Source organism: Rahnella perminowiae, assembly GCF_019049695.1.
GTDB lineage: Bacteria > Pseudomonadota > Gammaproteobacteria > Enterobacterales > Enterobacteriaceae > Rahnella > Rahnella perminowiae.
In genome coordinates, this window is sequence record NZ_JAFMOT010000164.1 from 45,907 (window position 1) to 62,157 (window position 16,251).

General features: G+C 45.0%; 7 protein-coding genes. 6 read left to right on the forward strand and 1 reads right to left on the reverse strand.

The genetic code is table 11. The annotated features are described in order from the left end of the window. The first annotated feature begins 316 nt into the window (after positions 1 to 316). The 6 genes from J1781_RS07120 (at position 317) to J1781_RS07145 (ending at position 15,599) form a co-directional block, all read left to right on the forward strand. On the forward strand, positions 317 to 883 hold the full coding sequence (locus J1781_RS07120; protein ID WP_217218591.1) for a fimbrial protein: 567 nt from the start codon (positions 317 to 319) through the stop codon (positions 881 to 883). A 51-nt stretch (positions 884 to 934) separates the two neighbouring features. Beyond that, positions 935 to 1,657 (forward strand): fimbrial biogenesis chaperone, encoded by a 723-nt coding sequence (locus J1781_RS07125; RefSeq protein WP_217138266.1) that lies wholly within the window; start codon positions 935 to 937, stop codon positions 1,655 to 1,657. A gap of 38 nt (positions 1,658 to 1,695) precedes the next feature. Then, entirely contained in the window at positions 1,696 to 4,287 is a 2,592-nt protein-coding gene (locus J1781_RS07130; RefSeq protein ID WP_217233381.1) for a fimbria/pilus outer membrane usher protein, read from the forward strand. 36 nt (positions 4,288 to 4,323) lie between these two features. After that, positions 4,324 to 5,313, forward strand: a complete 990-nt coding sequence (locus J1781_RS07135; RefSeq protein ID WP_217233382.1) for a fimbrial protein — start codon at positions 4,324 to 4,326, stop codon at positions 5,311 to 5,313. Positions 5,314 to 5,350: 37 nt separating this feature from the next. Next, positions 5,351 to 7,081, forward strand: coding sequence for a ShlB/FhaC/HecB family hemolysin secretion/activation protein (locus J1781_RS07140; RefSeq protein WP_217233383.1), 1,731 nt, complete (start codon positions 5,351 to 5,353; stop codon positions 7,079 to 7,081). Positions 7,082 to 7,166: 85 nt separating this feature from the next. After that, entirely contained in the window at positions 7,167 to 15,599 is an 8,433-nt protein-coding gene (locus J1781_RS07145; RefSeq protein ID WP_217233384.1) for a two-partner secretion domain-containing protein, read from the forward strand. Positions 15,600 to 15,785: 186 nt separating this feature from the next. Here J1781_RS07145 and nrdG read toward each other — a convergent pair whose 3' ends face one another. Next, positions 15,786 to 16,250 (reverse strand): anaerobic ribonucleoside-triphosphate reductase-activating protein, encoded by a 465-nt coding sequence (gene nrdG, locus J1781_RS07150; RefSeq protein ID WP_217138261.1) that lies wholly within the window; start codon positions 16,248 to 16,250, stop codon positions 15,786 to 15,788. Between the last annotated feature and the right edge of the window lies 1 nt (position 16,251).

Consider the following 16,251-nt stretch of genomic DNA (forward strand, 5'->3'; position numbering starts at 1 on the left):
TTTAATTTATAATTATCCATATCTTAATTTAAAAAAAAGACAGGGCAATTAAACGAAATGCTTAACACGAAGTGGAGTTCTAAAAGTATAACCCGGTGTTTTTCATGCTGAATTTGAAAGTGAATATACAATAGCGGCATAAATTCATTTGGGTTGTAAATAATAAATCAAAAAAACATAATAAAATATAATTAATCGCATATGGAAGTGATTTGTTAAAAATTAGTATATATTTCAACTATCGTTCATTTATGTACAATATGCACCTTCTAGAGCGGTTGATTATATTTGTCTCAATAACAAGGAAAAGTTATTTATGTTAAAGAAATCCAAACTTTTATTATTGCCTGTTTGCTTATTTGCCAGCAGCATGGCGGCCAGTGCTGAAGACGGTACCATTACTTTTACCGGTACCATTAGTAGTGCAACCTGTATTGTCAATGGTGGGACTGATGAAGGTCTGACGCCGTCCGGTACTTTTACAGTCAACCTTAAACCTGTCAGCACGACAGCATTGGATGTTGCCGGTAAGAAAGCGGGTGATACGCCATTTTATATCAGCTTAAGCGGTACTGACTGTCCGAATGGTAAATTTGCTAACGTTTCCTGGGAACGCGCGGCAAGCACCAAAATTGACAGTGCGACCGGTAACCTGATGAACTCTACTGCTTCAGGTTCGGCAACGAAAGTACAGGTTGTCTTGTCTGACGAAAATAAACAAGCCATCGATTTACGTGTACCTGTGACTGATCCGACTACCGGTAAAGTGATTGCAAATAATGCTGCCCGTTTTGATTATTGGGCACAATATATTGCTACCGGTGGTGCCACCGGCGCAGGTACAGTGAATACCGACGTTGTTTACTCCATTATTTATAACTAAGAATAAAAGCCAGGGTACTTGTACCCTGGTTAATTTATCGGAGTATTAAAGATGAAGCTAAAATTGGCAATTCTGTTGCCTCTGCTTTTCTCATTTCTGACGCCAGCCTTTGCCTCTATTCAGGTAATGGGAACGCGGGTTATTTTTAACGCCAAAGAAAAAGAACAATCAGTCCGTATTAATAATGTCGGGGATGCTCCTGCGCTTATTCAGGTCTGGATTGATAGTCGCCGGGAATCAAGTGTTGAAGATAAAGAGAATCTACCTTTTATCATCAACCCGCCGATTGCCAGAGTTAATAAAGGCAAAGGGAAGGTCTTACGTATCTTTCCGACAGACGAAACAGCCAGTAAATACCCTCAGGATCGCGAGACGATGCTTTGGATAAACATTCTCGATATACCCCCTGAAAGTGAGAATGCAGCTGATAAGAATCTGATGAATATTGCGGTAAGAACACGCCTTAAATTCTTTTACCGCCCGGCGGGCTTAAAAGGCGAACTTTTGACTGCTTCAGAGAATGTTGCCTGGACCACACAGAAAACAGCAACAGGTTATAAAGTTACGGGAAGCAATAACTCGCCATATTATATTTCTTTTGCCTCGCTAAAGATTGCGGGTCAGGAAGACACTATTCTTCAGGGTGATGTTATCGAACCTTTCAGTAGTAAAGTGTTTGAATTTAAAAATATTAAAAATTCTACGGCACCGGTCCTTAAATATACTTTCATCACAGACCTAGGTGCGTTTGTCAATAAGGAATTGAAATTGTAATGACGTAACGTTATTGCAATAAATAAAGGGATATTTTTGTGATTCGCTTAAATCAAGCATCAAGAAATTTTTCCGCTTTTATAGTGGGATTTTCCAGTTTCATGGTAAGTAATGCATTTTGCGAAACAGTGCCTGTTACTGGAATGACGCTTGGAAGCAATATTGAATCTAAGAGTACTGTAAAAGAGAAAAAAGCCGTACGGTTTAACAATGGGTTTATGGTCGGCAATCTTGCAGGCATGGATCTCTCGGCGTTTGATAATGAAGAATTAACGAAACCAGGCGACTATCACGTAGATGTTAAAGTCAATGGCAAATCTATTGGCGTAAAAAAAATTAAATATGTCTCTGTAGGTAGCGAAATTCAACCTTGTTTAACAAAAGAGTTTATTTATCAGTTCGATATTGATACTTCTAAGCTTCATGCCGGATGGGATGTGGATAAGTGTATACTATTAAGTAAGCTCATTCCTTCCGCAACATTTAAGTATGACTCTGATGAAGAAACATTAGAGTTTTCTATACCCCAGGTAAGCTTACTCAATAATCCTGAAGGGTATGTTAACCCTGCGCTTTGGGATAATGGTGTACCTTCTTTAGCGGTAAACTATTCTCTCAGTGCAACGAATGTGCGTAATCAGGATCATACCTCCGATGATTACTATTACGGGAATGCCCTCTCATCATTAAAGTTGGGAGCATGGCGTTTCTATACGTTCGACAGCGTTACTAAAGACAGCACTTCCACCCAGTGGGATCATATTTCAGCGTATACACAGCGTGCAATCGCACCGCTTAAAGCCGAAATGAAAGCCGGTGATATCAACACGACCGGCGAACTGTTTAATACCGTTTCGCTGCGTGGTGTCAGTTTAGCCACTGATGAACGCATGCTGCCTGATTCACTGCGCGGCTATGCGCCGGTGATCCGTGGTGTTGCGGATACCAATGCAAAAATAACCATCAGACAAAATGGTAATGTCCTTAAGGAACTGACGGTTCCACCCGGTGAATTCGAAATCACGGATCTTTATGCTACGGGCTATGGCGGTGATCTGGAAGTTACAATCACCGAGGCAACAGGTCAGGTACGTACCTTTATTACGCCTTACTCCAGCGTACCGATGTTATTACGTCCGGGGCAGTCGAGATTTTCAACCACTGTCGGTGAAATACGTAATGACTCATTACGCGATAAACCCCTGGTTCTGGAGGGAACTTACCAATATGGGTTGACTAACCAGGTCACCGCTTACACAGGTTTTCAGACCACAGAGGATAACGAATATTCCGCGCTGATGGCCGGTGCTGCTGTCAATACACCCATAGGCGCTTTGGGGGCCGATATTACCCGGTCCTTCACCTCGTTCGAGGTGGAAGATGAGGATTCCTGTGATCGTTTCTGCAATATGAGTTTGAAACTGAGTCTGGCTAAATTTTTCAATGACACCGGAACGAACCTCAGCCTTGCGGGTTACCGTTATTCAAGTAAGGATTATTATTCTCTCAGTGATGCTCTGCTGACCGCTCAGGCATTAGAGGACGATGATGGTAAATATTTACCTATTAACTACCGGGATAAGGTTGAAATAAATATTAGCCAGAATCTTATCGATGGCTGGGGGAATGTTTATCTCTCCGGATACTATGGCCGTGCCTGGGATTCACAAACAGAAAAAAATAACGCCAGCAGCTATCAGTTTGGTTATTCCAATTCATGGCATGCAATGAGTTATAACATTAACTTCAGCAAAACTATTGATGAAGATGGCGATACCGATGATGCGATATATCTCAGTATGTCAGTGCCATTTGGTACGCTGCACTCGAAGGTGCCGAAACTTAATGCGTCTGTCAGCTACAGCGACCAAGACTCCAGCATCAGAACCGCGCTGAACGGTACTGCCGGGGAATATAACCAGATGTCGTATGGTGGCTGGATAAACTATGTACAGGATCACCAGACAAATGCAGGGATAAATTTAGGTTACAGCGGCAGTGCCATGCAGGGGAATATCGGGTATAGCCAAACCGAAACTTCATTTATGACCACGATGAATGCCAGTGGCGGGATCGTATTGCATGAAGGAGGCGTTAATTACAGTTCTGCATTGAGCGATACCTTCGGTATTGTCGAAGCGAAAGGAGCAACAGGCTCACATGTTTACCCTGATATGATCTCTCAGGTTTCAGAGAATGGCTATGCCATTATTTCCTCACTCAATCCTTATCAATATAACGATATTTATCTTGATACTAAGGGTGCGGATATGGAAGTCGAAGTTGACGATACTAAGGCAAGTTTAGTTCCTACTGCCGGCGCCTCAGTAAAACTAAGTTTTAAAACAAAAAATAACATCAATAAATTCTTACTTATTAAAGATAAAAAAGGTGTTGTTGTCCCTTATGGAGCGATGATTAAAGACAGTGATGAAATCGTCCTTGGGATTGTTGGGCAGGGCGGAAGGGCGATGGTGGCTCAGCCTGAAAATAATGCTGAACAATGGTTATCCGTTTCCTGGTCTGAAAAGAAAAACGCTCATTCTTGTCGTATGAGATATATTCCAGACGAAAAGGAATCTGCAGAAAAAACAGTTGGTATCGCCACACTCAATAAAGTGTGTGAATAACGATAACTCATATTTATTGATAACTTAAGGAGGGGCATGATGAGGTTGATAATATCAGTCGTTATGCTGGGTTTATTATCCTGGCTGATGCCTGTGTCTGTGGCATTTGCCGCTAATGACTGTACCATCACACAGGGTAAAGCCATTAATGTTTCCGTAATAATACCGACGCTCAGGCCCGCCAGTAAAGGCACAGTGGGAACCGTATTAGGAAGGGCCGAAGTGAATACTTCTGCCATTACCTATACCTGCGGCGGGTTAGTCCGCAATACCTGGCGCTCAGCTTTTACCCGGCCTGAGTCAACGTTGCAGGCATCGGACAATGTTTATAATACGAACATTGTCGGTCTTGGGATCCGGTTAAGTTGGCCGGCTTCCAGAAATGCCTATTTCCCCGATGCCTTTGAGTGCATAGGCATATGTACTGAACCTGCTGATAAAGTCGTTTTGGAGTTTGTTCAGACTGGTGTCATCAAAAGCGGGACGATCCCTGCTGGCCTTATCGGGCATGTGAGTTTAGTTGCGGATACCAGTCCGGGTACGCCGGTTGATATTGTCACTATTAATTTAGGGGCACCTATTGATGTGGTGCCACGCTCATGTGCCATTTTAACAACCACTCAAAACGTTGATTTAGGCACCTATTCCCTGGCTGATTTTCAGAGCCGGAAGGTCAGGCGGGGCGCGGAAGTCCCCTTTACGCTGATATTTAGTTGCCCTGATCAAACCTCAGTGCAATTTCAATTTCGGGGTGAAAGACCTGTGGGTGCACCGAACGGATATATTGCTAATTGCGATGACGAAAGCTGTGCTCAGCAGGTCGGTGTGAGATTGCTGAATAATTCAGGAGCCGCTATTGATACCGCAGGTGCTTCTGTCGATGCGACAGGAAAGAAAGGTGCATCAACCATTATATCGGGTGATAAAACATTTGGATATAAAGCACAAATATATCCGCTTGATGAAACTCAAATGACCGCAGGTAAAATAGATACTTTCGTGGTTTTCGATATTTTAATGAATTGATTAATTACATATATAAATACTATTTAGGGAGAATGTAATGTATAGGAAATACGGTGCGTTGGGCGCTGGTTTACTTGTGATTTCACTTTCTGGGCAGGCCGCTGTATTGACGCCGATGAACTCAAATCGTGAACTTGACCAGTTAGAACGTCGCCAGACTCAAATGAATATTGAGCAGGAGAAAAGCCGCGAAGCAGAAATTATCAATGCTGAGAAGGATAGCGAACAGTTACCTGATAGCTTTGCGAAAGCCGGGCCAGGGTATAAATTTGATATTAATGAAATTACTGTGTCGGGTGATGAGGAGTTTAATGACTCTCCACAGCGACAGAAAATTATTGATGCCTATAATCATAAGAAAATGGGGCAATATGAGATTATTTCGCTCGTTAAAGACCTGACTAATTTTTATGTGGGTAAAGGCTACACAACCACCACCGTGACTATTCAGGAAAGTAGCCTGAAAAGCGGCGTTCTGACACTTAAAGTGTTGTGGGGAAAAATTGATGGTTTTAGCGTTGAGGGGAAAAACCCAAATTTTCGCCAATCGACCCGTCTGTTCAGTGCAATCCCGTTTGCCAAAAATGACGTGCTGAATATGTCTGACGTAGACCAGGGGCTGGATAACCTCCTGCGCGTCTCCGGGGGCAGCAAACTCATTATTGTCCCGTCAGATAAAAATGGCTATTCCACCTTGGATTTACAGAACAGCGATGTTCAGATGTTTTCAGGTAGCCTGGGGACCAATAACTCAGGCACAGAAAGAGATGGCTGGAGTCAATATTTTGCCAGCCTCAGTGCGAATAATCTGGTCGGCTTTAATGATGTACTTAACTATTATACTTCATTCAATGATCTGAATAATAATAATGATAATCAGAAGTCCTGGTCTCTGAACTACAGCATCCCGTTGGGATATTGGGCATTTGATACACAGTATTATCATTCAAGTTATGACAAAACCATTGGGGGAGATTTCGGTGGTTACGGTTCCGACGGTTCATCCGATCGTTTGTCGCTGAAAGTCAGCCGGATGCTTTTCCGTAATGCACAGGGTAAAACCAGTGCTTATGCCAAAGTAGAAACTAATGACAGTAACAACCGCATCGAAGGCTCACAAATTGATGTGAGCAGTAAGCGTTTCTCGAATGTGACATTGGGGTTAACCCGGGTCGGCACGATGTTTGATGGATCACTTTACGCTGATTTGAGTACGACCTTTGGTGTGCCATGGTTTGGTGCTGCCTGGAAAAACGACCCTGATTTAACGGGGTTCGACATCGATGCCGTGAAATACAACGGTTTGCTCAGTTGGTCAAAGAATCTGTATCAGGCCGGGCGTGTTGGCGTTGAGTATGAACTGGGTTCTGGTTTCCAGTATACAGATGATATTTTGGTCAGCGACGAAAATATGAGCGTAGGCGATGAATATACCGTTCGTGGATATAAAGATAGCTATATGTCTGTAAACAGTGCTGCCTATATTTCCAATACTTTCAAATTCCCAATCAGTATCTTCAAATACGGCATCAATCAGATTTCACCCTTCATCGGTTATGATTTGGCTGCGGTAAAAGATAATTGCTCCCAAGATATCTCCTTGTGCCATGCAGAATACATGACCGGCGCGGCAATAGGTTTGAAATTTAATGCCACTCATTTCAATAGTGCATTAACGTACAGCCGCCCACTAACAGAACCAACCTCATTAAGACATACCGGAATGTCAGAAGAAGCAATTTATTATAATGCGTCAGTTTCGTTTTAATGAAAAACACCAATAATTACCTATGAAAACAGAGGATGTTATGAATAATCATAGTAAAAAAGGTCACTCAAAAAGAGTGATAAAATTGAAGCCACTATACCTGGCAATGGCTGGTATTTTTTCAAGCTTTGCCGATGCCGGGGCAATTATTCCTGATAGTCGTGACCATAGCGCGCCCACGATGAATCAAAGTGCTAATGGCACACCCGTTATTAACATTGTTGATCCCAATGCAAGCGGTATTTCTCATAATAAATTTACTGAATTTAACGTTAATCAGGAAGGTGTCATTTTTAACAATAGCACGACCGATGGTGCCAGTAAGATCGGCGGTTTTGTTATTAAGAATGATCAGTTGAATAATGAGGCAAATGCCATTATTTCTGAAGTGACCGGGACAAAGGGAACTCAGATCAATGGTGCGATGGAAGTTTTTGGTAAAAAAGCCGATGTCATTATTGCTAACCAAAATGGTATTTCCGTTAATGGTGTATCAACGGTTAATGCCAATAACCTGACCTTAACGACGGGTAAAATTAATCCGCAGGCTGATGGCCGCATCCAACTGAGCGTCGAGAAAGGGACGATCAATATTGAGGGGCAAGGGATTTCAACCGAAGGGTTGGGTTACTTTGATATCATCAGCCGTTCAGCCGTACTGGAAGGTGAAATTGCCGGCCAGGCTGATATTAAAATGGTAACAGGTCTGAATGACTATGACATTCAGACCCGTACGCATACTGTCCGTGATGCCAATGCCAGCGACCGTCCCGAAGTTTCCATTGACGGCAGTGCATTAGGCTCAATGTATGGTGGCCGTATCCAACTGATCAGTACCGAAAGTGGCGCAGGTGTACGTCACGAGGGCAGTATCATTGGCAATCAGAGCATCGAAATTTCGGCGAACGGTGATCTGCGGTTATCCGGGTTGAAAAGCGATCAGGGTAGCGTCGCGCTTGCCGGTAATAATGTCAGCATACAGAAAAACTCAGCGGGGCAAGGTGGCATCGACAGCCAATGGGATCTGATGATCAATGCGCTGGGCCATGTAGATATTGGTGCTGATGCTATCTCGCAGCAGGGCCGGATCATTATTGATGCCAGTTCAATGCTGCAAAATGCCGCCACATTAATGGCAAAAAATGGTCAGAATGCCTCTGTCAACGTGCCATCAATCCAGATCAACGTTGCGAATGAATACCAGATCGTCGGCTCGCTGTATGCGGTTGATCAGTCCGGCCAGACTATACCAGGGGCGGTGGTTTCTCTGGAAAATGGCGACTATGTGGTACGCCGAAATGGCCAGGTCATCGAGGCCAGCGTTGCCTCCAATGCCCAGGTTGTGAGTAATAGTGGTGATGTTGTCATCAATGCCAAATCTGCCAAAAATAATAACGGGGGCATCGTTGCTCAGAAAGGCGCATTGGTATTAAACATTGATGAGTTGGTCGAAAACAACGGTATGATCAACGCATCGGGTAAACTGACCATCAATACCCGCGCATTTAAAAATAAAGGGATTATCTTTACTGACAGTCAGTTGATTAATACCGGCTCATTAGAAAATACCGGTGGTTTGTATGCGCAGAATACCATTGATGCGACAACTGACTCATTCATCAACAGCGGTAAGATGAGTTCAACTGACGGCGATATTCAGCTTAATGTTAATGGTACGACAGCCAATAACAACGGCAGCATGGCTGCGAAAAATATCACCATCAATCAGAAAAATCAGGCTGATAAAAGTGCCATTTTTGTCAATGATGGCAGTATAGATACCAGTGGTTCCCTGCATATCAATTCTGATTCAATGCATAACAGCGGCCAAGTCACTGCAGGTACAGTGGCTGATCTTGCGTTAACGAAAGAATTGAAAAATAGTGGCGAAGCGGCAGAAATCATTGCCGAACAGGACCTGTTAATTCACAGTAACCTGACTGATCATGAACTTTCTGTATTCAATGAGGCGGGTTGGATACAGGGCGGTAATATTCGCTTAAGTGATATTGATACCATCAGTAACACGGCGAACGGGACGCTCATTGCCAATAATGCTATTGAGCTTACCAACATTAATAACATCTTTAATGATGATTCTCTGATTAAGGCTGACTCTGTATTATTAAGCCATGTTCAAAATATCGACAACACCCAAGACTCCGTTATTGAAGGTAGCAGTAACCTTCAGATCACTGATGTTAATACCCTGAATAACAATAAATCGTCTCTTCAGTCTGATGGCGATGTCACTATAAGCAACGTCTCTGATGTGAGTAACGTGAATGGTCTGATAAGTTCCGGTGGCATTCTGGACATCAACCATGTTGAAAATTTACTCAATACTGCGGTGTCAACCATTCAGGCCTCTGCGGCATTGTTGATCAATTCTGTCACTTCTTTGGAAAATACAGAGGGTTCTTCTCTCATTTCACAAGATGTGATGAATATTGATACTGTAAAAAATATTCATAATGATGCTTCGGGTCAGATAATCAGTGAAACTGCGCTGAATATCTCGAATGCAGAAAGTCTGGAGAATGCGGGGACTATCCAGTCCAATAGCAATCTGTCCATTGAGAATGTGCTCACGTTGCTGAACTCAGGTGAATCTTCCCTGATTGCTGCGCTTGATAATCTGACGATGGCGAATATCACCAGCTTATCCAATACCGAGAGCGCAACCCTGTCTGCGGGTCTGGAATTAGTGCTCAATTCCATTGGTACGCTGATCAATAACGCGGCGCTCATCCAGTCAGAAGATGCGTTGACTATCAATGCCGCTAATCTCACGAACCTGGCCGGTAATATTCAAAGTTATGGTGATATTGTTCTCAATATCACGAATATACTTGAAAACTTATCGTCCTCTGGCATTGATGAATACGATAACCCGACCGTATTTAATGCCAATCTGGTTTCTGACGGAAATATTGATATTCATGCAAATACTTTGGTGAATAACAGCGAAATTAATGCAACAAATGTTCTTGTAGACGTTAATGATCTGAATAATACCTCGGGTAACATTGAAGGCTTCAGCACCGCTGATCTTAGAATTAAAAATGATTTTGTGAATCAGGATGGTACTGTCCGAGGTAATGATAAATTATCTCTGGATATGCAGAAAGATTTTGTGTTCAATGAGGCGGCGGGGGATCTTCTGACCACGCAGGAATTATCTATTCATTCTGACGGGAATATTGAGGTTCGTGATTCCCTTGAAAGTATGGGTAATATTATTCTGGACGCCGGGAAAGATATTACTAACTATTTTGCGATTGTCAGTAACCAGGATATTACGCTGAAAGGTAAGAATATTACCAATGCTTATAATGCGCCAGGTACGGATAGTGAAGGCAACCCTGTTGCTGGCATGAGCAGCCTTATCTGGGCGTTCGGTGATGTTAATATTGATGCACGGGAAGGTACATTCCACAATCAAAAATACGGTAACGTCCTGAGCGTGGGCGATATGAGTATTATCGCCCACGATATCATCAATGATGCGGGTATTATTCGCTCAGAAGGTGATATGGCGCTGGATGCCCAAAGCCTGAGCAACCTCAGTGAATACAGCGGCGGTGGCTGGCAAACAGGTGCCCTTCAGGAGGGGGAAGGCTTTATTGAGGATTATGTAAAAGCTGCAACCTATGTTTCCTGGAGAGTAGAAACTTATCTGCCGGTATTATCCTCTGATCTTGCGGTAACAACCAAAGCGGAGATTTCATCGGGCGGTAAGATCGACATCAATCAGCGCGGTATTTTTGAAAATACGGCTGAGAATCCTTTAGAGGTACTCAACGAAGGCGGTATGATCCAGTCGGTCGGCGATATGACCATTACGGGTAATCTGACCAATAAACCTAAATATACAGAAGCATCACTGTATGAATATATCACTGAACCTTTAGCACAGCCGATAGAGATCGAATATTATTGGAAACTCGTTGCTGATGGTGAAGGTTATGCAACATTTGACTCAGTTTATATTTTCATGGATTGGATATTTGGCGACGGTAAACCAAGCTCAAAGGGTGGCGGTGAATCGCTGGATAAGGATGATTTCCTGAAGGCATTACGTAAGGCTGCGGGTGGCGGTAGCAAATCTACCGCATCTCCGCAGCTTAACACTGTGATGACCATGATGTTTGGTGAGAGCTGGATTACCAAAGATCTGAATACGTTAAGAGGGGACTGGGACAATATTACTCAGTCTGATGATGAAGCACTGAAGGAAAAAGGATTTTACTTCCTGCCTAATGATAAGGGCAGCATTGTCACGTTGGGGACTTTCACCCATAACGGTGGGGAACTGAATAACGGTATCGGTGATTTTACGATTGAAACGGGTACGTCGGATTCTGTGAATGTCGAAAAAGTTGGGGATCAGGAAATCACCCCGATTGGTGGCAGCACCGAGGTTCTGATTAACCTTAAAGATATTGAAGAATATCGCGCCGGTATTTCGCCAATGAGCACCATTGATGCGATGAGTAAAATGCCGGCGATGTTCCCTTATTCACCAGAATGGAACCAGCGTAATACCGGTGAACCTTCACTCAAGGATGGTCCATCAAATACTGTTACGCCTGTCTTCGAAACGCGTTTTGATATGATCGACCAGAGCCAATACTATGGTTCTGATTATTTCTTTGAACAGGTCGGTTATGTACCTGATGAGCCGGTATATGTTATTGGTGATAACTATTACATCTCGGAACTGATCCGTCGCCAGGTTAATGATTCTGTTGGCTCCTATTTCGCGGTGCGTGATGGTGTCGATGGCGTTGACATGGTTCAGATGTTAATGGATAACGCCAACTATGTGGTCAACAATGGTGTCCAGGTAGAAAATGAAACGTCTGATATTCTGTCAGGTCAAACGCTTAACCCGGAGGGGGGAGATACACCACAATCGACTACCCATACGGAAGATCTCGGTCTGGTCGTGGGTGAACCACTGACCGAAGAACAGCGCGGTAAGCTGGATAAAGATATCGTTTGGTTTGTAAACCAAACCATTGATGGTGAACAAGTATTAGTACCCTTTGTCTATCTGTCTAACGCTACCCTTGACGCAATGTCTACCGGTGCCAAAGAATCCTCCGGTTCTGCGGTTATTCATGCTGAAGGTGACGTCAATATTGATGCAACCCAGGTGAATAATAATAATGCCATCATTTCCGCAGGTAATGATGTCAACATTACTTCAGAAGGGGACATTAATAATACGAGTAACGGAGCCAGTGGCGGTATTTCTGCCGGTAATGATGTTGATCTGACCACAACTGACGGGTCTATTAACAACGATGGTGCTTATATTAAAGCGGGCGATGATATTAGTATGTCTGCTGAAAATGGCAGCATTGAAATTACCGCCAGCGTGGGTCGTGATGAAGAAGGTAAGCAGCAGGTTCATACTTATGATGACGCCATTTCTGCGGGCGGCGACATTAATATGAAAGCCAAAGATATCACGTCTAATGCGGCCACCATTGAAGCAGGCAATGATATTAATATGACGTCCACTGAAGGCGATATTACCTTCAATGAGATGCATGAAATATCGGCTGAATACACGAATGATTTGGATAAAAAGAACGCCTTTAACTTTACCCATACTGAAACTGAAACCACGACGGCAACCGCTATTGAAAGCAAAGTGACTGCCGGTGGGAAATTAAATATCGACTCTGCCGAAGATGTTGTGATGAAAGGCGGGGAATATTCCGGTACTTCAGGCAACATCACTGCGGCGGGCGAGGTTGATATACAAGCAACACAGGATTATGAACATACAGAATCTGTGGTTGAAGCTCGTGAGTTTACGCTCACCGGGAATGCTAATGCAGTGGGTTATTCCGCGTCAGGTGAATATAGCGCGCGTGATGGCGGCAGTGGCAGTACGTCACAGGGCGAGTATGAATTTGATTATGGTTCAGATAATGGTGGGGCGAAAAACCCAGGTAAATCTGCGGTCGCTCCGGCAACAGAAGTCTTCGTGGGCTTCCGTTCATCCACAGATGAGTCGACGTCTGATACCAAGACAAACCAGAATGCTTCTTTCAATTTCGGCGACGATCTGAATATTGAGGCGAAAACTGTTGATATTGGGGGGGGCGATTTTAAAGTCGCTGATGAGTTAAACATTACGGCGGATGAACTTAAGACCACCAAATATGTTGATACTCACGAGGAAACGTTCAGTCATGAAGCGCTTTCTGTGGGGGTAACATCAACGACGTCCAGTGTCTTCCTGGATGTCGCGGATAAAAATGCCAATATGATCGCCAATGCAATCAATGATCCGGACGTGGGTTTTGATGCCTTAACCACAAGTGCTCAGGTGGCGGGTGATGTAACCAACTTAATCTTCAATGATTATGCTTCACTCAATACCACATGGGGTGTTGATTATAGTAAATCGTCTGGTTCAGCAAGTTCGACCAGTGAAAATATTACGCATATTGATGCCGGTAAAGTCAATATCAAAACCAAAGGCGATACCACGCTCAATGGGGTTGATATGAAAGCCAAGGATGTGGCGATTGATGCGGGTGGCGATGTCAACATGCGCGCTGCTGAACAAACCACCTCTTATACCGAAGATGGCATGAACTTCAGCATTGGCATCACTGCCGGTGCAGCGGTTGACTATGATTCTGCAGGTGCCGGGGTTTCACTGGATGCCTCTGGCGGCAATAATCATACGAACAACAGTTCTAAGAGTTACACCAACACAACGATTGCGGCAGACAATATTTCCATTACCAGTGGCAAAGACGTTAATTTGATCGGTGCGGATGTCACGGCAAAAACTGCTGATGTGAAAGCCGCAGGGAATATGAACATTGTTTCCGTTCAGGATACTGTCGACAATGATTCTTCAAGCTGGCATGCAGGTGCTTCTATCGGGGCTGCGTTCACATCACAGACGGGAACCATCCCTATTCCTACTGCATCTGTGAATGCCGGCGGGGGGTCTGATTTCCTTGACAGCGCGACGACGAATAAACAGTCAGGTATCCATACTTCAGGTGAGCTGAAGGTGGAAACCGGTGGTGATATGAATATGACCGGCGGTCAGTTGATCTCTGATGACCATACCGGCACAGTCAATGTTGCAGGTAATATTAATGCGCAGGATCTTGTTGATACTACTGAACAAGATGGTGCGTATGGCGGCGGCGGCGGCGGTATGACGAAGACGGGGCCGAGCGTTAATATATACGCGCAAACCACGGATGAGATCCACTATCAGGAAAATCAGCATTCAACGATCGATGTGGGTGATACGAAGGCTGCCCAGATTAATGGCAACCTCAACACTGACGGTACGAAAATCTCTGACGTCGTCAAAGACGAGAAAGAATGGGGCAGTGATATTGCTGCCACCGTTAGCTGGAGTCCGAGTAAGACGGGTAGCTATGATGTGGATACGCCGAATACGGTGAAACCGAAGCCAGCTGATACCACTGATGGCGTTACTCCGCGTCCGACACCGAAACCGGAGCCAGCGCCGCAGCCGAAACCGGAACCAACGCCGGAGCCGACGCCACAGCCGAAACCGGAACCAACACCGGAGCCGACGCCACAGCCGAAACCGGAACCAACGCCGGAGCCGACACCGGAACCGACGCCACAGCCGAAACCGGAACCAACACCGGAACCGGAACCAACACCGGAACCAACACCGGAACCAACGCCGGAACCAACGCCTGAACCAACGCCGACTCCGAAACCGGATGAAAGTGAGACGCAGAAAACGGGTGATGACACTACGCCAGTGAAACCGGATGCTGACGATATTACGCCACAGCCGAAACCGGATGCTGACGATAATACGCCACAGCCGAAACCGGATGCTGACGATAATACGCCACAGCCGAAACCGGATGCTGACGATATTACGCCACAGCCGAAACCGGATGCTGACGACAAAACGCCACAGCCGAAACCTGCGGATGACACTGATACGCCAAAACCACGTCCAAGCGAATACAATGGCAAGAAGTGGGAAGTTAAAACGCCTGATCGTGTTGTCTTAACGCCAGGGTCTGCAACCGGCAACACGACCTGGATTGAACCACCGAAATCGGGTCCGGGTAAAAACGGATCGCAGTTCGAGGGTCTGCCAAAAAGCGGCTCCACTAAAGCACGTGATACATCGACCAAAACGCCGGCAACTGAAAGTACGCCAGACGTTAAAAAGGCCGATCCAAGCGAGTATAATGGTAAGAAATGGACTGTCACCACGCCAGATCCTGTTGTACTGAGCCCGGGGTCTAACAGTAATAACATCACGCCAAATGATCCACCGCGTGACGGCAATAAAAATAACGGGACGGATTATGAAGGCCAGCCAGTCCGTAAGGATGTACAACTGCCAGACGGTGCTGCTAACTGGCAATCACTGATGCCTGAACATGTTATGGCTTCTGAGCATACTTATCAGGAAACTGAATGGTCTGAGAGTAATACCCCAATCAACCAGCGGGGTACGAAGAACGCGTAAGTAATAAAACAGTAATCTCCATTAGCCCTGAAGTGCGTCTCCTATGAGGCGCACTTTTTTTCATCTGTCGTCTGGCAAATACTTCGATCGGGGGATGCCAAAAGGAGAGGGGAGAGCGATGAAGCTTAAGGAATAAAATGATGCGACAAAAAGAGAAGGCACCGCCGAAAAGCAGTGCCTTAATAATCACCTCAGATAATGAATCACCTGATTGCTGCTGCCGCGCCAGATAAGTGACGGGTCTTTGAGTTCCTGCACAAATTTCCCGTCGACCAGTACATTAATCAGCGCCACAACGTCCTGTTGTTCAGCGGTCAGTTCACACCGCCTATAGCCCGTCCACATCCACACATCTTTGTCCGGACACTCCGCCTGTACGCGCAACAACAACTGGCGCACTGCAGAGAGATTTTGCGGATGCAGCGGGTCACCGCCGGAAAGGGTGAGACCCTGACGCGGGATCACCGTATTTTGCAGATCGGTAATGATGCGGTCTTCGTCTGCCTGCGTAAACGGCTTGCCGGAATCCAGCCGCCAGGTACTTTTGTTATAGCACCCGCGGCATTCATGGACACAGCCGGACACGAACAGCACACAGCGCGTTCCGGGCCCGTTCACGACATCGACAGGGTAATACTGATGAAAATTCATC

Bases quoted from the DNA above. Each gene is read 5' to 3' on its own strand.
- J1781_RS07140 (WP_217233383.1), top strand. From the start codon at position 5,351: ATGTATAGGAAATACGGTGCGTTGGGCGCTGGTTTACTTGTGATTTCA.
- nrdG (WP_217138261.1), bottom strand. From the start codon at position 16,250: ATGAATTTTCATCAGTATTACCCTGTCGATGTCGTGAACGGGCCCGGA.
- J1781_RS07135 (WP_217233382.1), top strand. From the start codon at position 4,324: ATGATGAGGTTGATAATATCAGTCGTTATGCTGGGTTTATTATCCTGG.
- J1781_RS07120 (WP_217218591.1), top strand. From the start codon at position 317: ATGTTAAAGAAATCCAAACTTTTATTATTGCCTGTTTGCTTATTTGCC.
- J1781_RS07125 (WP_217138266.1), top strand. From the start codon at position 935: ATGAAGCTAAAATTGGCAATTCTGTTGCCTCTGCTTTTCTCATTTCTG.